The sequence below is a fragment of the Methylobacterium sp. Leaf85 genome (assembly GCF_001422125.1).
GTDB classification, from domain to species: Bacteria; Pseudomonadota; Alphaproteobacteria; order Rhizobiales; family Beijerinckiaceae; genus Methylobacterium; species Methylobacterium bullatum.
In genome coordinates, this window is record NZ_LMME01000030.1 from 254,766 (window position 1) to 272,936 (window position 18,171).

General features: G+C 67.8%; 16 protein-coding genes. 10 read left to right on the forward strand and 6 right to left on the reverse strand.

From position 1 onward, the window contains the following. Positions 1 to 101: 101 nt before the first annotated feature. Complete coding sequence (locus ASF08_RS15875; protein WP_056147007.1) at positions 102 to 1,493, reverse strand: UDP-glucose dehydrogenase family protein; 1,392 nt, start codon at positions 1,491 to 1,493, stop codon at positions 102 to 104. A 717-nt stretch (positions 1,494 to 2,210) separates the two neighbouring features. Between ASF08_RS15875 and ASF08_RS15880 the strand changes: the two genes are divergently transcribed. From ASF08_RS15880 to ASF08_RS15895, 4 genes are all read left to right on the forward strand, one after another. After that, complete coding sequence (locus tag ASF08_RS15880; protein WP_056147010.1) at positions 2,211 to 3,200, forward strand: NAD-dependent epimerase/dehydratase family protein; 990 nt, start codon at positions 2,211 to 2,213, stop codon at positions 3,198 to 3,200. 116 nt (positions 3,201 to 3,316) lie between these two features. Next, positions 3,317 to 4,492, forward strand: a complete 1,176-nt coding sequence (locus tag ASF08_RS15885) for a glycosyltransferase (RefSeq protein WP_056147011.1) — start codon at positions 3,317 to 3,319, stop codon at positions 4,490 to 4,492. 255 nt (positions 4,493 to 4,747) lie between these two features. Beyond that, positions 4,748 to 6,073, forward strand: a complete 1,326-nt coding sequence (locus tag ASF08_RS15890) for an O-antigen ligase family protein (protein WP_056147013.1) — start codon at positions 4,748 to 4,750, stop codon at positions 6,071 to 6,073. 683 nt (positions 6,074 to 6,756) lie between these two features. After that, entirely contained in the window at positions 6,757 to 7,461 is a 705-nt protein-coding gene (locus ASF08_RS15895) for a response regulator transcription factor (RefSeq protein WP_147832915.1), read from the forward strand. 36 nt (positions 7,462 to 7,497) lie between these two features. Here the strand turns inward: ASF08_RS15895 and ASF08_RS15900 are convergent, their stop codons facing one another. The 3 genes from ASF08_RS15900 to ASF08_RS15910 are packed head-to-tail and all read right to left on the reverse strand — an operon-like array spanning position 7,498 to position 10,909. After that, complete coding sequence (locus tag ASF08_RS15900) at positions 7,498 to 7,974, reverse strand: secondary thiamine-phosphate synthase enzyme YjbQ (protein ID WP_056147018.1); 477 nt, start codon at positions 7,972 to 7,974, stop codon at positions 7,498 to 7,500. After that, positions 7,971 to 9,866, reverse strand: coding sequence for a cisplatin damage response ATP-dependent DNA ligase (locus ASF08_RS15905; protein WP_056147020.1), 1,896 nt, complete (start codon positions 9,864 to 9,866; stop codon positions 7,971 to 7,973). The genes ASF08_RS15900 and ASF08_RS15905 overlap by 4 nt, the downstream gene beginning before the upstream one ends. Continuing rightward, positions 9,863 to 10,909: a ligase-associated DNA damage response exonuclease gene (locus ASF08_RS15910; RefSeq protein ID WP_056147022.1), complete on the reverse strand. Its 1,047-nt coding sequence runs from the start codon at positions 10,907 to 10,909 to the stop codon at positions 9,863 to 9,865. The genes ASF08_RS15905 and ASF08_RS15910 overlap by 4 nt, the downstream gene beginning before the upstream one ends. A 70-nt stretch (positions 10,910 to 10,979) precedes the next feature. On the opposite strand from ASF08_RS15910, the gene ASF08_RS15915 reads away from it, so the two are divergent. Both ASF08_RS15915 and ASF08_RS15920 read left to right on the forward strand, forming a co-directional pair. Next, positions 10,980 to 11,936: a methyltransferase domain-containing protein gene (locus ASF08_RS15915; protein ID WP_056147024.1), complete on the forward strand. Its 957-nt coding sequence runs from the start codon at positions 10,980 to 10,982 to the stop codon at positions 11,934 to 11,936. 248 nt (positions 11,937 to 12,184) lie between these two features. Continuing rightward, a complete protein-coding gene (locus tag ASF08_RS15920) occupies positions 12,185 to 12,919 on the forward strand; it encodes a YoaK family protein (protein ID WP_056147025.1) in 735 nt (244 codons plus the stop codon). Position 12,920: 1 nt separating this feature from the next. On the opposite strand, the gene arfB is transcribed toward ASF08_RS15920, so the two are convergent. Together arfB and ASF08_RS15930 are read right to left on the reverse strand one after the other, a co-directional pair. Further along, on the reverse strand, positions 12,921 to 13,343 hold the full coding sequence (arfB, locus tag ASF08_RS15925) for an alternative ribosome rescue aminoacyl-tRNA hydrolase ArfB (protein WP_027171187.1): 423 nt from the start codon (positions 13,341 to 13,343) through the stop codon (positions 12,921 to 12,923). A 31-nt stretch (positions 13,344 to 13,374) separates the two neighbouring features. Then, entirely contained in the window at positions 13,375 to 13,653 is a 279-nt protein-coding gene (locus tag ASF08_RS15930; RefSeq protein ID WP_018046101.1) for a BolA family protein, read from the reverse strand. A 140-nt stretch (positions 13,654 to 13,793) separates the two neighbouring features. Between ASF08_RS15930 and ASF08_RS15935 the strand changes: the two genes are divergently transcribed. The 4 genes from ASF08_RS15935 (at position 13,794) to cobT (ending at position 18,074) form a co-directional block, all read left to right on the forward strand. Beyond that, positions 13,794 to 14,426, forward strand: coding sequence for a J domain-containing protein (locus ASF08_RS15935; protein ID WP_018046100.1), 633 nt, complete (start codon positions 13,794 to 13,796; stop codon positions 14,424 to 14,426). Between the two features lie 236 nt (positions 14,427 to 14,662). Beyond that, on the forward strand, positions 14,663 to 15,646 hold the full coding sequence (gene cobS / locus ASF08_RS15940; protein WP_018046099.1) for a cobaltochelatase subunit CobS: 984 nt from the start codon (positions 14,663 to 14,665) through the stop codon (positions 15,644 to 15,646). A 20-nt stretch (positions 15,647 to 15,666) separates the two neighbouring features. Further along, complete coding sequence (locus tag ASF08_RS15945; RefSeq protein ID WP_056147028.1) at positions 15,667 to 16,164, forward strand: DUF29 domain-containing protein; 498 nt, start codon at positions 15,667 to 15,669, stop codon at positions 16,162 to 16,164. A 5-nt stretch (positions 16,165 to 16,169) separates the two neighbouring features. Beyond that, a complete protein-coding gene (gene cobT / locus ASF08_RS15950; protein WP_056147031.1) occupies positions 16,170 to 18,074 on the forward strand; it encodes a cobaltochelatase subunit CobT in 1,905 nt (634 codons plus the stop codon). Positions 18,075 to 18,171: the final 97 nt, after the last annotated feature.

Sequence of the window (18,171 nt, forward strand, 5' to 3'; positions counted from 1 at the left end):
CTTGCGACGATGGCGACTTTTTTCAGTAGAGCCGACACACGAAAGCCGCCCCCCTATTCGCGGGGCGGCTGTCGTTCAACCGATGGCCCGAACCGCTGAGATCACCCCGCGGCGACCGCGAGTTCCGGCAGCACCGCGCCCTGCGGCTCGGTCAGGTCGATCCGTGGCGCCGGGCGCTCCGCCGTGACGCTGCGCCGGCCGATGCCCACGTGGCGGAAGCCCGCCTCCGCGGCTTCCGCCGCCGGGATGATGTTGCGGTAATCGACGAGGACCGACCCCGCCATGCGCGAGCGGAGACGGGCGAGGTCGAGGGTGCGGAACGCGCTCCATTCCGTCACGATCGCCACCGCGTGGGCGCCGGCCACGCAGCTATAGGGATCGGTGGCGTAGGCGATGTCGGGCATGAGCGCCCTCGCCTGGTCCATCCCCTGGGGGTCGTAGGCCCGCACCTCGGCGCCCTCGTCCTGCAGGGCGGTGATGATCGAGGTGGCCGGCGCCTCGCGGACATCGTCGGTATCCGCCTTGAAGGTCAGGCCGAGCACGGCGATGGTCAGCCCCCGGACGGAGCCGCCGCAGGCCTTGATGAGGCGGCGCGCCATCGATCGCTTGCGCTGCTCGTTGGCGGCCGCCACCGTCTCGATGATGCGGGAGGGGACGCCGTAATCCTGCGCCGACTTGATCAGCGCCTGGATGTCCTTCGGGAAGCACGATCCGCCGAAGCCGGGGCCGGGCTGGAGGAACTGCGCGCCGATCCGCCGGTCGAGGCCGATCCCGTAGGCGACTCCCGCCACATCCGCATCCGCCCGCTCGCAGAGGTCGGCCATCTCGTTGACGAAGCCGATCTTCATGGCGAGGAAGGCGTTGGCGGCGTATTTCACCAGTTCGGCGGTGCGCCGGGTGGTGAAGAACAGCGGCACTGCGGCCTCCGCCAGGGGCCGGTAGAGGTTGGTCATGATCGCCCGCGCCCGCTCGTCCTGGGTGCCGATGACGATCCGGTCGGGATGCTGGAAATCCGCGATGGCCGCGCCTTCGCGCAGGAATTCCGGGTTCGAGACGACGGCGAAGGCCCCCTGGGGCTGGACGACGCGCATGATGTGCTCGACCCGGTCCCCCGTGCCCACCGGGACGGTCGATTTCGTCACCACCACGGTATAGCCCTGGATCGCTTGCGCGATGTCGCGGCAACAGGCGAAGACGTGGGCGAGGTCGGCATGGCCGTCACCGCGCCGGGCGGGCGTGCCGACGGCGATGAACACCACCTCCGCGTCGCGGACCGCCGCCGCGAGATCGGTGCCAAAGGTCAGCCGCCCGGCCGCGACGTTGTCGGCCACGAGGGCATCGAGATGCGGCTCGTAGATCGGCATCCGGCCGGCGCACAGGGCGGCGATCCGCTGAGGGTCCTTGTCCACGCAATGCACATGGTGCCCGAATTGGGCGAAGCACGCCCCGGATACGAGCCCGACATATCCGACGCCGATGACCGCCACCCGCATTCCAGCCTCCATGGATCGTTCAGATCAGCAAAGGCGGCCGCTCGTGTCGAACAGCAACCGCCGCAAGCGACAACCTTAAAATATCATCCTGTCTTGGAGAACATCTCTTCCGAGTGGGCGGAAACTAGTCCGAAAGCTACAGGATCGGCGCCGATTATTGATGGCGAACACGCGATTCGACGGTGCGTCATCCCGATTCGGTGGCCCGGCAAGGTCCGGGCGGGACGGAATCCAAGACATCTTCGAGTTGTTTTTCCAAGGCACGACCTCATCCTGAGGTGCCGCGCAGCGGCCTCGAAGGAGAGCTCCAGGGATCGCGCGACCACTGGAGGGCTCCTTCGAGGCCTCCGCTACGCTCCGGCACCTCAGGATGAGGTGGTCGGCTAGAGCGCTCTCCGCCGAAGTGGATGCCGGTTCGGCGAAAAAGAGCGCGGCACAACAAAGGCCGAGAGATGTGCCCCGACCCAACGTGGTCGGGCGCAGCTCTAGGATGACCCACTCTGACAGATGACCGACTTCGGCATGAGCATCCGGACGAGGCCGGATGCGTCTGCGCCCCTGCGCCCGCTCCTCGACCCCGCAACGTCGCCCCGTCCGGCGCAAGGGTACTATGGCGGCTGGTCGAGCGCTTTCGATCTAACTCTCAAGGTTCCTACCAATACAGTCGACGATCATGCAGTCCTTCTGGCGGCACGCATTGAATAAGGACGGTCTGTCATGAAGAAAAAGATACTTGTGACCGGGGCCGGTGGGTTCATCGGGCACCATCTCGTGAAAAGCCTCGTCAGCCAGGGCCATTGGGTCCGCGGGGCCGACATCAAGCTTCCGCAATACGAAGCCTCGGCCGCGCACGACTTCATGCAGGTCGATCTGCGCATGCGCGACAATTGCGCCATCGCCGTCAAGGACATGGACGAGGTCTATCATCTGGCGGCCGACATGGGCGGCATCGGCTTCATCAGCGGCTCCCATGCCGAGATCACCCTCAACAATACTTTGATCAGCGCCCATATGGTCGAGGCCGTGCGCTACAGCGGCCTGGAGAAGTTCCTCTTCTCCTCCTCGGCCTGCGTCTATCCCCAGCACCTCCAGCTCTCGCCCGACGTCACCCCCCTCGCCGAGGACGTCGCGTGGCCCGCCCAGCCGGAGGAAGGCTACGGGCTCGAGAAGATCTACATGGAGAAACTGTGCCAATACATGACCGAGGACTGGAAGATCCCGACCCGGTCGGTACGGTTCCACAACGTCTACGGTCCGCTCGGCACCTATGACGGCGGCCGGGAGAAGGCGCCCGCCGCGATCTCGCGCAAGGTGGTGCTCTGCCCCGACGGCGGCGAGATCGAGGTCTGGGGCGACGGTCTGCAGACCCGCTCCTTCATGTATATCGACGATTGCGTCGAGGGCCTGTGCCGGCTGATGGCGGAGGATTACTGCGCCCCGATCAATCTCGGCACCGACGAGATGATCACCATCAACGACCTCGTCGAGATCGCGGCCGAGATCGCGGGCAAGACGATCACCAAGCGCCACGACCTGACCAAGCCCCAGGGCGTGCGCGGACGCAACAGCGACAACAGCCTGATCCGCAAGGTCCTCAAGTGGGAACCCACGATCATGATCCGCGAGGGGCTCGTGCCGACCTATCGCTGGATCGAGGAAGAGATCGCCCAGGCCCATCCGGTCCGGCATTCCGTCGCGGCCGAATAACCCCGCGCCCGGCGCCGCATCCGCTTCGACAGGCACGGATGCGGCACCGACGTATTCGGCGGACCGCCTCGCGACGAAGATGCAGCAGCCACAGTAACGACCGTGAGGCGATCCGGATGTCGAAGCGCGTATTGATCGTCCACAACGAGTACCAGTTCCACGGCGGCGAGGATTCCGTCGTGGCCCAGGAGATCGGCGCCCTCGAACGGGCCGGCTGCGACGTCCGGCTCTTCACCTTGAGCAACACATCCATCGTCACGCCGATCGACCGACTGCGCGCGGCGTTCCAGTCGGTGAATTCTCCGAAGAACATCGGCCTCGTCCTGAAGGAAGTCGACGGTTTCCGGCCGGACGTGGTCCACGTGCACAATTACTTCCCGCTGATCTCGCCGATGGTGCATGTGGCCGTGCGCAAGACGGGAACACCGACGATCCAGACGCTGCACAATTACCGGATCATCTGCGCCAACGCGATGCTGACGCGGAACGGCGCGCCCTGCGAGGTCTGCGTCGGCGGCTCCGCCTACAATGCGGTGCTTCACCGGTGCTACCGGGATTCCCGGCTCGGATCGCTGGCGGTGGCGCGATCGATCCAGCATCACAAGCAGATCGGCACATGGGCGAACCATGTGGACCGCTTCGTCGCGCTCACCGAATTCGAACGCGGCCGGTTCATCGCGGCCGGCCTGCCCGGCGGCCGCATCGCCGTGAAGGCGAACGGGCTCGCCGATCCCGGCCCGGTCCGGGAGGGCGAGCGGGAAGGATTGCTGTTCGTGGGGCGCCTCACCAGCGAGAAGGGCATCGAGACCCTGATCGCCGCCGCCAGGATCGCCGGCCGCAGGGTCACGGTCGTCGGCACCGGGCCGCTGGCGGACAAGGTCGCCGCCTCGCCCGATCTCGACTACCGGGGCCAGGTCACGCCCGCTCAGGTGCGCGCCGCGATGAGGGAGGCACGCGCCCTCCTCGTCCCCTCGCTCTGGTACGAGGGCTTGCCGATGGTGGTGGTCGAAGCCTTCGCCCTGGGCCTGCCGGTGATCGCCTCACGGATCGGCTCTCTCGCCGAGATCGTCTCGGACGACGTGACCGGCCTGCATGCCGCCCCGGGCGACGCCGCCGACCTCGCCCGCGCCATGACGCGGATCCTCACCGATCGCGCCGCATCCGAGCGCATGAGCCGGGCGGCGCGGTCGAAATACGAATCGTGCTGGAGCGAGACCGTCACCACGAACCAGCTCATGGGGATCTACGCCGACGCGATGGACTCGCACCGGACGATGCGGATCGCGGTCTAGGAGCCTGTTTCAGGTGTCTGTCCAAGGCTCGACCTCATCCTGAGGTGCCGCGTAGCGGCCTCGAAGGAGGGCTCCAGAACCCACTGAGCAGACTGGAGCGCTCCTTCGAGGCCCTTTGCTGAAGCAAAGGGCACCTCAGGATGAGGTGGTCTGGTGGGACGATCGACTTTGCCAAGTGAATCGGCCGAACCATCCAATCGAATACCCCTGAGAGTGCCGACATAACTCCCGCCCCCCTCTGAAGAAGTCGCCCGCGTGATCCAGTCCCGCCTCGACACCGCCCTCCCCCTCGGCCGGTCCGCCGACGACTTCAACGAGCGCTACTCCCGCGCCCTCGTCATCGTGCTCCTGGGCTATGCCATCCTGGGCAAGACCTTCGCCTATCTGGGCATCCCGCCGCTCTTCGTCGGCGAGATGGCCCTGGCCGGAGGGCTCATCGCGCTGCTGCGGTCCGGATGCTGGCTCGCCATCCTGGCGACGCCGGCGAGCCGGATGCTCATCGTCCTGATGGGCTGGATCCTCTACCGGACCGTGCCGTATGTGGGTCCCTACGGGATGGACGCCCCCCGCGACAGCGTGCTGGCCCTCTACGGCCTGTTCGCCCTGATCGTCGTCGCCCTGCTGCTGGAGGAGCCCGGCCGGTTCTGGCGGGCCATCGACACCTATGGCCGGTTCGCGCGGTTCTATGCCCTGGCCGGCGGCATCGTGTACGGCCTGAGTTCGGCGCTCCTGAAGATCCCGGGCACCGAGATCCAGATCCCCAGCGTGCGGGCCGGCGAGGCCGCCAGCCACCTCGCGGCCATCGCCGTCTTCGTCATGCTCGGGCTCGGCCGCTTCTCGCGGCTCTGGATCGCGGTGCTGATGGCGAGCATGATCATCGTCACGTCGAGCCGCGGCGCCATGCTGACCTGCCTCGTGCCGGTGGTGGTCGCGGCCATCGCCGGGCGCCGGCTGCGGCAGTTCATGCCCATCGTCCTGGTCTTTTTCGTCGCCGCGATCATCGCGACGGTGTTCGATCTCAGCATCCAGCTCCCCGGCAACGAGCGGGCGACCGGCCCCAAGCAGCTCGTCGAGGGCCTGAAGAGCGTCGTCGGCGTCAGCGAAGCCTCGAATTTCGAGGCGACGAAGGAGTTTCGCCTGCGCTGGTGGGCGACGATCCAGGACTACACGCTGCGGGGGCCGTTTTTCTGGACGGGCAAGGGCTTCGGGGTGAACATCGCCCTCGAGGACGGCTACAAGCAATGGGTGACGGCGGACGCGGTGCTGCGCAGCCCCCACAACGTGAACATGACCTATCTGGCGCGCTCGGGCGTCCCCGGTCTCGTGCTGTGGCTCGGCGTGCTGGCGACCTGGTTCGCGATGCTGTTCCACAGCCTGCTCTGGGCCCGCCGGCGCGGGGAGGAGCACTGGGCCAAGCTGTTCATCTGGATCGGTTGCTACGCGCTGGGCATGTTCGTGGACGGGTGTTTCGACGTGGCGCTCGAAGGACCGATGCTGGGTATCTGGTTCTGGTGCGTCTTCGGTTTCGGCATCGGTGCCAGCATGATCTACCGCTCACCTCTCGGGCGCAACGTCCGGTAGAATATCGCCGACCACACAATTCGAGATGTCCCCGCACCGTCGAGGGTCGTCTCCGCGATTCGATCATCGACAGTCTTCGATAGAATTCGGTCTAAGTAGTTATACCACGGCATAGATTCCGACAAGATCTCGCCGATCCAGGCTGTCCGGGGCCGCGTTACCGGCGCGTATCCACCGGGGCACGTCGAGGTTTCGATCCGCGAGTAAGAGCGCCGCAAGGGGCGAATCTATCCGAAACGGATGCTTTGCCGGACTCCGGCGACATCGGGCTACACCAATTTCGACGGCACGAATGCCAGGAATTAGAGTTCCCATTTTTGCTTGTGACGCTCGATATTGTCGTGTTAGCTGACCGCAGCGAAATTCAATATTTGAAGGGCGCCGGGACATCAGTAGATTTATTAACATAGAATAATAACTTCGAAGATTCTAAGTCCCATCGTCCGATACGGACGATTATTTCGGACTTGCTGAAGTACGAGTGAGTTTTGCCTCTTCGGCGCAAGGACGATCCTGCCAATCGAGCGGCGGCCCGATCCGTCGCTATCGGCAGAATGTTGCCACTGTCAGCGATTTACCAAATGCAATTTGGAGCAAGTCAGATGTCACTCAGTGTCACAGCCGCCTCCGAACCTCTCAAATCCGATTTCATTCCCAGCCTCATCGGCAGACCGGACGGTCGAATGCCTTCCCTTGCAAGCATACCCGCCATCATTATCGGGCCGCGCGGCCTGGAGCGCGACGGGCTCGTCGGAATATTAAATCAAAACGGTTATTCGATCCTCGACTCCATCGACGACATCTCCGACATGAGCCCCGGACACCTGCCGGCCCTGGTCATCCTCACGGATTTCGGCCCGGAGCAGATGGAGGCGGCGCTGGTCCCGGTGGTGCAATCCCACTTTCCCCAGGCCCGGATCGTCGCCTTGACGGCCGAGACCGATCCGGCGGTGCCGCGCTACCTGCTCCAGATGGGCATCCAGGCCTGCCTCAACCGGAGCGCGCAGCCGATCGCGCTGATCCGCTCGCTGAACGTGGTGATGGGCGGCAACATCGTGATCTCCATCGATGCCGCGTCCCACCTGACCGGCGGGGCGTACGGCTTCCCGAAACCGTCCCTCGCCACGTTCCCGAAGACCGCCGACGCGTCCCCCGCGACGGTCTCGGATCTCTCCAATCGCGAGATCGAGGTTCTGGCCTGCCTGGCCACCGGGCATTCGAACAAGTCCATCGCGCGGGAATTGCGGATCTCCGAGGCGACCGTGAAGATCCACGTGAAGAACGTGCTGAGAAAAATCAACGTCAGCAACCGGACGCAGGCCGCGGTCTGGGTCTCGAAGCACGGAACGCCCAAGGTCGGCGCCCGGCGCAACGGGCGGACCGCGTGATCCGAACCGGCGGCGTGCCCGATGACGGCACGCCGCCTACTCTCCGGCCACATGCAGGACGATGTCGCGCCGATGCGGCCGGTCGCGATGCTCGATCAGATAGATGCCCTGCCACGTGCCCAGGACGAGCCGCCCGTCGGTGACGGGGATCGTGAGCCCCGAATCGGTCAGGAGGGTGCGGATATGCGCCGGCATGTCGTCGGGGCCTTCCGCCGAATGGATGTACCCGCCACCGGGGAGGCGCGGGGCGAGACCGTCCAGCGCCGTCATCAGGTCGCTCCGCACGTCCGGGTCGGCATTCTCCTGGATCGTCAGGGAGGCCGAGGTGTGCCGGCAGAATAGGGTGAGCAGGCCCTGCCCGATGCCGCTGCGCCGCAGGAAATCGGCCACGGACGCGGTGATGTCCGTGAATCCCTGGCCCGGCGTCGAGACGGTGACGCGGGCGCTCGCCTGGCGCCGGATCTCGCCCTCCCGGAAGCCTTCGATCCCGCCGATCCTGCCCAAACCTCTCATGGCGTCTCTCCCTCGATGACGGCGCCCGGCGCGATCTCGCGCTCGCCGCGGGCCAGGATGGTCTCCAGGGCCTCGATCCGGTCGGCCTCGGCGGCCGGCTTGTCCCAGCGGATGCGATGGACGCGGGGGAAGCGCATGGCGACGCCGGATTTGTGCCGGGTGGAGCGCTGCACCCCCTCGAAGGCGATCTCCAGCACCAGCCCCTCGTCGATTCCGTAGGCCACCTCGCGCACCGGGCCGAAGCGCTTGGTCGTGTTGTTGCGGACGTAGCGGTCGAGCTTGGCCAGCTCCGCATCGGTGAAGCCGTGATAGGCCTTGCCCACCGGCACCAGTTCCCGGCCGCCCTCCGGCCGCTCGCGCCAGACCCCGAAGGTATAGTCCGAGTAGAAGGACGAGCGTTTGCCGTGGCCGCGCTGGGCATACATCATCACCGCGTCCACGAGATGCGGCTCGCGCTTCCACTTCCACCACGGCCCCTTGGGACGGCCGGGGAGATAGGGGCTGTCGCGCAGCTTCAGCATCACCCCCTCGATGGCGTCGGCATCCTCGCCCGCCCCCACGCTCGCGGGATCGGCGCGGGCCTCGGCGAGATCGTCCCAGGTGGCGAAGGTCACGAGCGGCGAGAGGTCGATGCGGGCGTGATCCAGCGCGGCGACGAACCCCTCCAGCCGGGCGCGGCGGGTCGCGAAGGGCAGCGGGCGCAAATCCTCGCCCTCCGCCGTGAGGAGGTCGTAGGCCCGGACATGGGCGGGGAACTCCTCCAGCAGCTTTGGCGTCACCGCCTTCCGGTTGAGGCGCTGCTGCAGCACGTTAAAGCTCTGAACGCGCCTCTCCCGCAGGATCAGCAACTCGCCGTCGATGGTGCCGGTGAAGGTGATCGCCTCGGCGAGATCGGGGAAGGCGTGCGTGATGTCCTCGCCGGTGCGCGAATAGACCCGCGCCACCTGCTCCCCGGCCTCGTCGCGCCCGCCCGAGAGCTGGACGCGGATGCCGTCCCATTTCCACTCGCCCGAGAAGGCGGCCGGGTCGAGTTTTTCGAAGTCCGTTTCCTCGTCGATGGGGTGGGACAGCATCGGCGGGCGGAACGGCGCCGAGTTGAGGGTGGTGGGGCGCTCCCCCCTCCCCTCGACCCAGGCGAACAGGCCGAGATACGGCGGCTCGAGCCCGTGCCAGACCTCCTCCACCGCATCGGCCTCGTGGCCACCGAGCGCCCCCACCGCCGTCTTGGCGAGGCGGGCCGAGACGCCGACGCGCAGAGCCCCGGTGATGAGCTTGAGAAGTGCCCAGCGCCCGGTCTCGTCGAGGGCATCGAGCCAATCGGCGATATGGGCCGGCAGGTCGGATTTCTTCGTGGTGCGCAGCGTGTCCACCACCTCGGCGAGGGTGGGGATGTGCGGGGGTGGGTTGTTGTGGCCTGGACCAACCCCTCTCCCCGCACGCGGGGAGAGGGCTCTGCCGACCTCGTCGTCGGCAGAGCGAGGCGGCAGCCGAGGGTGAGGGGGCGAAGCCGGAGGAGCCTCGTCCGGAGACACCCCCTCACCCTCGCCCTCCGGGCTTGCCGCGCCGACGCCGAGGTCGTCGCGGCCCTCTCCCCGCCCGGCGGGGAGAGGGGAAGCGGCGGAGACCGGCCAGATCAGCGCGGTGGTCTCGGCGAGATCGCCCACATAGTTATGCGAGAGCGCGAACAGCACCGGATCGACCCGCGCCTCCACCAACCCGCGGATCATCGCCGGCTTGGCCTCACGGAAGCTGAGGTTGCCGGTCATGGCGGCGAGCGCCCAGCCTCGCTCCGGGTCCGGCGCATGGGCGAAGTAATCCTGCAGCAGTCGCAGCTTGGCGTTGCGGCGCGGCTCGTAGGCGAGGCGGTCGAGGAGATGGGCGAAGTCGTTCACGCGGCGGCCTCCTCGGCCGGCGCGGCGGGCTCGCCCTCGCCGTCATCGCCATAGCCCAGCATGTGCAGCGGCTTGGCCTTGATCCCTTGTGTCCCGCACCAATGCACCAGGGCGTCCTCCTGCCCGTGGGTGACCCAGACCTCGCCGGCCCCGGTCTCCCGGACGGTGCGGCAGAGGTCGGGCCAGTCGGAATGGTCGGAGATGACGAGGGGGAGTTCGGCGCCCTTCTGCCGGGCACGCGCCCGCACCCGCATCCAGCCGGAAGCAAAGGAGGTGACGGGATCGGGGAATTTGCGCGACCACACGTCCTGGATCGCCGAGGGCGGGCAGAGCACGATGGCCCCGTGGAGTTTCCCGCGCTCCGCAGCGACGACCTTCGGCGTCTCGCCCAGGGGAATGCCCTCGCGCTTGTAGAGTTCGGTCAACTTCTCCATGGCGCCGTGGAGATAGATCGGTTCGTCGTAGCCGGCCTCCCGCAGCAGGGCCATGACCCGCTGCGCCTTGCCGAGCGCATAGGCGCCGACGATGTGGGCGCGCTCGGGGAACAGGGCGACCGAGTCGAGAAGCTTCTTCACCTCGTCCTTCGTGTCCGGCATCCGGAACACCGGCAGGCCGAAGGTCGCCTCGGTGATGAAGACGTCGCAGGGCACCACCTCGAAGGGCAGGCAGGTCGGGTCGTAGGCGCGCTTGTAATCGCCCGACACCACCACCCGGACGCCCTGCGCTTGAATCGCGATCTGGGCCGAGCCGAGGACGTGGCCGGCGGGCGCGAAGCGCACGGTGACGTCGCCGATGCGGATCTCCTCGCCGAGCACCGCCTCCTGGCGGGTCTGACAGAAATCCTCGCCGTAGCGGACGGCCATGATCCGCAGGGTCTGGCCCGTGGCCAGCACCTGGCCGTGGCCGGACCGGGCATGGTCGGCATGGCCGTGGGTGATGAGCGCGCGCGGCACCGGCCAGGTCGGGTCCACGTGGAATCCGCCCAGCGGACAATACAGCCCCTCGCGGGTCAGGGTCAGGAGGTCGCTCGCACTCAGGCTCATGCGGGATGCCGAACTGCGGGGGGCCGAACATGGGGATGGCGGATCATGCGACGTGATATAGGGCGCTCGCATGAACCCGCGAGCGCAGACGTCACTTCAGAACAGTTCGGGCGACCTTCTCGCCGACCGGCGCTACGCCTATGCCGAGGCCTGCCTCGTGGAGGGCGACGCGCAGGGGGCGGCCGAGATGGCCGAGCAGGCCCTGGAGATCGCGCCGCGTTACGCCGCCGCGTGGTTCCTCCTCGGGAGGGCGCGGGAAGCGCGCCACCTCGCCACGGCGGACCCCGGCGACCACCACGCCGCCCTCAGGGCCTATGGCAACGCCCTCGATCTCGATCCGCACGACGAACTCGGCGCGCGGCTGCGCCTCGTCCAGATCGGCCAGGGCGATGCCCTCGGCTCGATCTCGCCGGCCTATATCCGCGCCCTGTTCGACGGCTACGCCCCGCGTTTCGAGCGCCACCTCGTGAACGACCTGCAGTATCGCGGGCCGGACCTGCTGGTGGAGGCCCTCGACGCCCTGGACGCGGCGCCGGAGAGCTTCGGCGACGTGCTCGACCTCGGCTGCGGCACCGGCCTGATGGGCGAGGCGCTGGCCGGCCGGACCCGGACCCTCACGGGGATCGACGTCTCCCCCGGCATGCTGGCGCAGGCCGCCCGGCGCAAGCGCTACGACCGTCTGGTGGAGGGGGATCTCACCCGCCTTCTCGCGGAGGAGCCCTCGGACAGTGCCGACCTCGTCGTGGCGGCGGACGTCTTCATCTATGTGGGCGGCCTCACGCGGGTGATGGCGGACGCAGCGCGCATCCTGCGGCCCTCGGGCCTCGTCGCCTTCACGGTGCAGTGGCATTCCGAGGGCGGCCTCGTCCTCGGCGCCGATGCCCGCTACGCCCATGGCGAGCGCTATCTCCGGCAGGTGGCGGACGAGGCGGGTTTCGACCTCGCGCGCCTCGCACCGGCGGCGATCCGGCGTGAACGCGGGATCGACGTCGAGGGACGGGTGGCGGTGCTGCGTCCCAGACCCTGAGGCACCCCGAAGGCCTGAGCGAAGCTCGCGCTGGCATGCCAATGCGAGCCGTTCCGAGGCTGGCGCGCCGTAATCCCGATTGTGCACGATTGGGTTGAACCGAACCCTCTCGTCATGTGTTGCACGGCACGGCACTCCCCAAGCCCTGCCCATCGGGCGGACGCCAGCGGTTCCTCCGCGGCGCCCGATCGGTAAGGTCGGGCCTCACTCAGTCCGATCCGTCCTTCCGAAGGAGCCTGTGCAGACGCATGGCCGACAAGACCGACAAGTCGTTTCCCGCCAGCCCGACGACGCGCATCCCCTTCGCCCTCGCCCTGTCGGCGCTGGCCGGCTGCGCCGATTCCATCGGCTTCCTCGAATTCTCACAGCTCTTCATGTCGTTCATGAGCGGCAACACCACCCGCTTCGGCGTCTCGGTGAGCAAGTTCGATTGGGAGAGCACGGCGCGGGTCAGCTCGGTCATCGTCATGTTCTGCTTCGGCGCCTTCGCGGGCACGCTGATCGCGGCCTGGGTCGGGCGCTGGCGGCTCTCGGTGATGCTGCTGCTCCAGGCGGTGCTCCTCGCCATCGGCCTCGTCATGCCCTACGGCACCTTCTCCTGGCCGCTGCACGTCTATCCCATCGTCATCGCGCTCGGCCTCCAGAACGCCACGCTGCAGGACGAGGCCGGGCGCAGCCTCGCCCTCACCTATGTCACGGGGGCGGTGGTGCGGTTCGGGACCGGGCTCGCCAACCTCCTGATGGGCAAGGTCGCGCCCTCGTTCTGGATCCAGGCCCCCCTCTGGGGCGCCCTGAGCACCGGCGCGGTGACCGGCGGCTTCCTCCAGACCCATTACGGCGAGGATGCCTTCCTGTTCCCGGCGGCCCTCGCGGCGCTCCTCGCACTGATCGCCATCGCCCTCACGGTCCTGAAGCCCGGCAGCGCCTACGTCACCGGCGCCGAGGAATACCATCCGCCGGACGCGAGGGGACCGGTGAAGTAACTCAATCGCCCCCGCCGTCGCTGCGCAGGCGCTTGGTGGCGCCGCGGCGGGACTTCTCGTCGAGGCGGCGCTTCTTCGAGGCCAGGGTCGGGCGCGTGGCCCGGCGCGGCGTCGGCGGCACCGCCGCCTCGGCGACGAGGGCGGCGAGGCGCTCGCGCGCATCGGCCCGGTTGCGGTCCTGCGTCCGGAACTGCTGGGCCATGATGACGATGACGCCGTCCAGCGTCAGCCGCCGCCCGGCGAGGCGCATCAGGCGCACCGCCACGGCGTCGGGCAGGGATTGCGAGCGCCGCGCATCGAAGCGGAGCTGCACCGCCGTGGAGAGCTTGTTGACGTTCTGCCCCCCCGGCCCCGAGGAGCGCACGAAGGTCTCTTCGAGTTCCGCCTCGTCGATGGCGAGATGCGGGGTGCATTGCAGGGCCATCGCCACCATCTTCCTCGTATGCCGGAGCCGTTCAGGCGGCTTCGGACGGCGCCTTCGCCTTGACCGCGAGGGCGTGCAGCCCGCGCTTGAACGCCTCGTCGAGGACGCCGTTCACGATGCGGTGGCGATCGACCCGGCTCTTCCCCTCGAAGGCGGCCGAGACGATCTCCACCCGGAAATGCGTCTCCCCCTCGGGCCGCGCGCCCGAATGGCCCGCATGGAGGTGGGATTCGTCCACCACCGCCAGGGCCTGCGGCGCCAGTTGCGCGTCGAGCGCTCCGGTGATCCAATCCTTGAGCGTGCCGGCCATCGTGTCCTCGTCTTTCCGTCGCTTCGTTCCCGTCCCGTAGGCGCCTGGAGGCTTCGGGGTCGTCAACCCCCGATCTCCGCATGCGTCATCAGGCCCGCCGCCCTTGTGTCTCGGACACGCCCTCTCATAATCGCCCCACCATGGATCTCAACTCGCGCCTGTTCGACAGCATCCGCATCAAGCGAAAGCCCACCTGCGACGAGGCCAAGGCCGCGTCCCAGACGGGCTGCGAGACCCCCGGCTGCACCAATGCCGGGCTCTACCGCGCTCCCAAGGGCCGCAAGGCGGAAGGCCAGTACTGGCGCTTCTGCATCGACCACGTGCGCGCCTACAACGCCACCTACAACTACTTCGACGGCATGAACGACGCCGCCGTCCAGGCCTACCAGAAGGATGCCGTGATCGGTCACCGCCCGACCTGGGCCATGGGCGTGAACCCGGCGACGCGGGCGGCCGGCGCGAAAACGGGCGAGCCGAAGCGCGACTGGGCCTATGTCGACCCGCTCGACATCCTGCGCAGCGAAGGCGTCGGCGAGACCTCGCGCCGGGCCAAGCCCGAGCCGAGCCGGCCGCGCCTCACGGTGGCCGCCCTGAAGGCCCTCGACGTGCTGGGCCTCGACGAGAACGCGGACACCGCCGCCATCAAGGCGCAGTACAAGGTGCTGGTGAAGCGCTTCCACCCCGACGCCAATGGTGGCGACCGCTCGTTCGAGGAGCGCCTGCGCGACATCATCCGCGCCCACGACACCCTGCGCGCCGCCGGCCTGTGCTGATCAGGTTGCCGCGAACCGGCACGATCGATGCAGCGTTTTTCGAAATCTCGTGCGGCGTGAGGCGGCAATCCGCGCGGGAGGCCCTATATCGAGTCCTCGCACCCCTTGGCGTCCGCCGACGCAGCCCCTTACAAGGTGGCATTCCACGTCCTGCCCCGCGCGGGAACCGGCAATGCCCACCGTGATAGATCCCGCGAGCCCGGCCCATGCCGGAGCCCGCCCCGACGAGGTCCCGTATGCTCTCTGACGACACCCCCGCCTCGCTGCCCGACCGGACCGTCTCCGTCCGCGAGGCCTTCGGCATCGATCTCGACCTCCAGGTGCCGGCCTTCTCGCAGAGCGAGGAGCACGTTCCCGATCTCGACCCGGATTACATCTTCGACCGCGAGACCACCCTGGCGATCCTGGCGGGCTTCGCCCGCAACCGCCGCGTCATGGTCACCGGCTATCACGGCACCGGCAAGTCGACCCATATCGAACAGGTCGCCGCCCGCCTGAACTGGCCCTGCATCCGGATCAACCTCGACAGCCACGTCTCCCGCATCGATCTCGTCGGCAAGGACGCGATCGTGCTGAAGGACGGCAAGCAGATCACCGCCTTCCAGGACGGCATCCTGCCCTGGGCGCTGCAGAACAACGTGGCGCTGGTCTTCGACGAATACGATGCCGGCCGCCCGGACGTGATGTTCGTGATCCAGCGCGTGCTCGAAGTCTCCGGCCGCCTGACGCTCCTCGACCAGAAGCGGGTGATCCGCCCCCACCCGGCCTTCCGGCTGTTCGCCACCGCCAACACGGTGGGGCTGGGCGACACGTCCGGCCTCTATCACGGCACCCAGCAGATCAACCAGGGCCAGATGGACCGCTGGTCCATCGTGACGACGCTGAACTACCTCGCCCATGACCGCGAGGTGGACATCGTCCTGTCGAAGGCGCTGCATTACCAGCGCGACGGCGGGCGCGACATCGTCAGCCGCATGGTCCGCGTGGCCGACCTGACCCGCAACGCCTTCATGAACGGCGACCTCTCCACCGTCATGAGCCCGCGCACGGTGATCACCTGGGCCGAGAACGCCGACATCTTCCAGGATATCGGCTTCGCCTTCCGGGTGACCTTCCTCAACAAGTGCGATGAGCTGGAGCGCACCCTGGTGGCGGAATTCTACCAGCGCGCCTTCGGCAAGGAACTGCCCGAGAGCGCGATGAACGTGGCGCTGAGCTGAGGATCGACGCGGAGGACGCGATGGCCGAACCGGCCTTGAAGGGCGAACCGACCGAAGGCGCGACCTCCCGCTCGGGCCGGACGCGCTACGAGGACGACCTCTACACCTGGGTTCAGGAGCAGGTCGCCCTGCTCCGGGCCGGACGGGTCGATGCGCTCGACGTCGAACACATCGCCGAGGAGCTGGAAGGGTTGTCGAGGAGCGAGTTCGCCAAGCTCCAGAGCGCCCTGCGCGTCCTCGTCATGCACATGCTGAAATGGGATCAGCAGCCGGAGCACCGGACCCCGAGTTGGATCTTCTCGATCCGTGAGCAGCGGCGGCGCTACGCCCGGATCTTGTCGAGCAATCCGGGGCTGAAGCCTCGCATCGACGAGGCCCTGGGCGACGCCTACCCGGACGCGCGCGACTGGGCCGCCGACGAGACCCACCTGCCGCCGGATGAGTTTCCCTCCGAATGCCCCTATTCGTGGGACGACATTCTGCAGCGTCCCTTCGATTTCGATTCTGTAAAGAAGTAGCGATCGTGGCCATCTCGAACCGCAAAGCCGGCGAACGCCGGGAGCCCATCGCCGAACCGCTGAAGCGCTCGGTGGCCGGATGCCTGCGCGCCATCGCCAAGCGCTCCGAGATCGAGGTGGTCTATGCCAGCGACCGGCCGGCGCTCACCGGCGACAAGGCGCGCCTGCCCGAGCCCCCGCGCAAGCTGACGCCGGAGGATGTGGCGATCCTGCGCGGCAACGCCGATTCCATGGCGCTGCGCCTCGGCTGCCACGACGTCGCCGTCCATCGCCGCCTGGCGCCCGAGAATGCCGGCGCGCGCGCCGTGTTCGATGCCGTGGAGCAGGCCCGCGTGGAGGCCATCGGCTCGCGCCGCATGGCCGGCGTCGCCTTGAACCTCACGGCCATGCTGGAGGACCGCTACCATCGCGGCGGCAAGTACGAGGACATCACCGACCGGGCCGACGCCCCGATGGAGGATGCCGTCGCCCTGATGGTGCGCGAACGCCTGACCGGGGAAGCCCCGCCGAAGGCCGCGCGCAAGATCGTCGAGTTGTGGCGCTCCCATATCGAGGAGAAGGCCGGTCCCAGCCTCGATGGACTGATCGGCAATCTCGAGAACCAGCGCTCCTTCGCCCGCTCCGTGCGCGAGTTGCTGTCCTCCCTCGACATGGCGGACGAGACGCCGCTGGACCCCGAGGACGACGACAACGAGGACGAGAACGAAGGGCAGGACGACGAGCAGACCCCGAGCGAGGGCGAAGCCGAGGAGCAGTCCCAGGGCGACAAGTCCGAGATGGAGACCTCCGAGGAGGCCTCGGACGAGTTGCAGGACGGCGCCACGGAAGCCGCCGACGCGCCCTCCGGCGAATTGCCGGACGAGTCCGAGAACGCCGAATCCGAGGAGGCCTCCGAGGCCAAGCGTCCGCCCAACAACCGGCCGGTCGAGCCGCGCGGCCCCGAATACAAGGTGTTCAACCCGCGCTTCGACGAAATGATCGACGCCGAGGACCTCTGCGACGCCGAAGAGCTCGCGCGCCTGCGCACTTATCTCGACAAGCAGCTGGCCCATCTCCAGGGCGTGGTCGGGCGCCTCGCCAACCGGCTGCAGCGCCGGTTGCTGGCGCAGCAGAACCGGGCCTGGGAATTCGACCTCGAAGAGGGCCAGCTCGATCCCGCCCGCCTCGTGCGGGTGATGACCGACCCGTTCCAGCCGCTCTCGTTCAAGCGCGAGAAGGACACCAATTTTCGCGACACCGTCGTCACGCTGCTGCTCGACAATTCCGGCTCCATGCGCGGCCGGCCGATCACGGTGGCGGCCACCTGCGCCGACATCCTGGCACGGACCCTGGAGCGCTGCGGCGTGAAGGTGGAGATCCTGGGCTTCACCACCCGCGCCTGGAAGGGCGGCCAGTCGCGCGAGGCGTGGCTGGCGGCGGGCAAGCCGAACGCGCCGGGCCGCCTCAACGACCTGCGCCACATCGTCTACAAAAGCGCCGACGCCCCCTGGCGCCGGGCGCGAAAAAACCTCGGGCTGATGATGCGCGAGGGCCTGCTCAAGGAGAACATCGACGGCGAGGCCCTGGACTGGGCGCACAAGCGCCTGCTCGCCCGGCCCGAACAGCGCAAGATCCTGATGGTGATCTCGGACGGCGCGCCGGTCGACGATTCGACCCTCTCGGTCAATCCGGGCAATTATCTCGAACGCCACCTGCGCTGGATGATCGAGGATATCGAGACCCGCTCACCGGTCGAACTCCTCGCCATCGGCATCGGCCACGACGTGACCCGCTATTACCGCCGCGCCGTCACCATCATCGACGCCGAGGAGCTCGGCGGGGCGATGACGGAGAAGCTGGCGGAATTGTTCGAGGAGGATGCGGGCGGCGGCGCCGTGCCGAGGCGCAAGGTTGCGGGCGGCCGGCGTTAGTGCTTCTCACGAAACTCCCGCTGCGCTGTCGTGCTTCGAGCGAGCGCCGACCGTGATCGGGAGTTTTGTGAGCACTCTTGGTTTCCATCATCCGGCA

Coding starts and splice junctions, on each gene's coding strand:
- ASF08_RS15895 (WP_147832915.1), top strand. CDS start 6,757: ATGCCTTCCCTTGCAAGCATACCCGCCATCATTATCGGGCCGCGCGGC.
- ASF08_RS15885 (WP_056147011.1), top strand. CDS start 3,317: ATGTCGAAGCGCGTATTGATCGTCCACAACGAGTACCAGTTCCACGGC.
- ASF08_RS15900 (WP_056147018.1), bottom strand. CDS start 7,974: ATGAGAGGTTTGGGCAGGATCGGCGGGATCGAAGGCTTCCGGGAGGGC.
- ASF08_RS15920 (WP_056147025.1), top strand. CDS start 12,185: ATGGCCGACAAGACCGACAAGTCGTTTCCCGCCAGCCCGACGACGCGC.
- ASF08_RS15915 (WP_056147024.1), top strand. CDS start 10,980: ATGAACCCGCGAGCGCAGACGTCACTTCAGAACAGTTCGGGCGACCTT.
- ASF08_RS15935 (WP_018046100.1), top strand. CDS start 13,794: ATGGATCTCAACTCGCGCCTGTTCGACAGCATCCGCATCAAGCGAAAG.
- ASF08_RS15945 (WP_056147028.1), top strand. CDS start 15,667: ATGGCCGAACCGGCCTTGAAGGGCGAACCGACCGAAGGCGCGACCTCC.
- ASF08_RS15930 (WP_018046101.1), bottom strand. CDS start 13,653: ATGGCCGGCACGCTCAAGGATTGGATCACCGGAGCGCTCGACGCGCAA.
- ASF08_RS15875 (WP_056147007.1), bottom strand. CDS start 1,493: ATGCGGGTGGCGGTCATCGGCGTCGGATATGTCGGGCTCGTATCCGGG.
- arfB (WP_027171187.1), bottom strand. CDS start 13,343: ATGGCCCTGCAATGCACCCCGCATCTCGCCATCGACGAGGCGGAACTC.
- cobS (WP_018046099.1), top strand. CDS start 14,663: ATGCTCTCTGACGACACCCCCGCCTCGCTGCCCGACCGGACCGTCTCC.
- ASF08_RS15910 (WP_056147022.1), bottom strand. CDS start 10,909: ATGAGCCTGAGTGCGAGCGACCTCCTGACCCTGACCCGCGAGGGGCTG.
- ASF08_RS15880 (WP_056147010.1), top strand. CDS start 2,211: ATGAAGAAAAAGATACTTGTGACCGGGGCCGGTGGGTTCATCGGGCAC.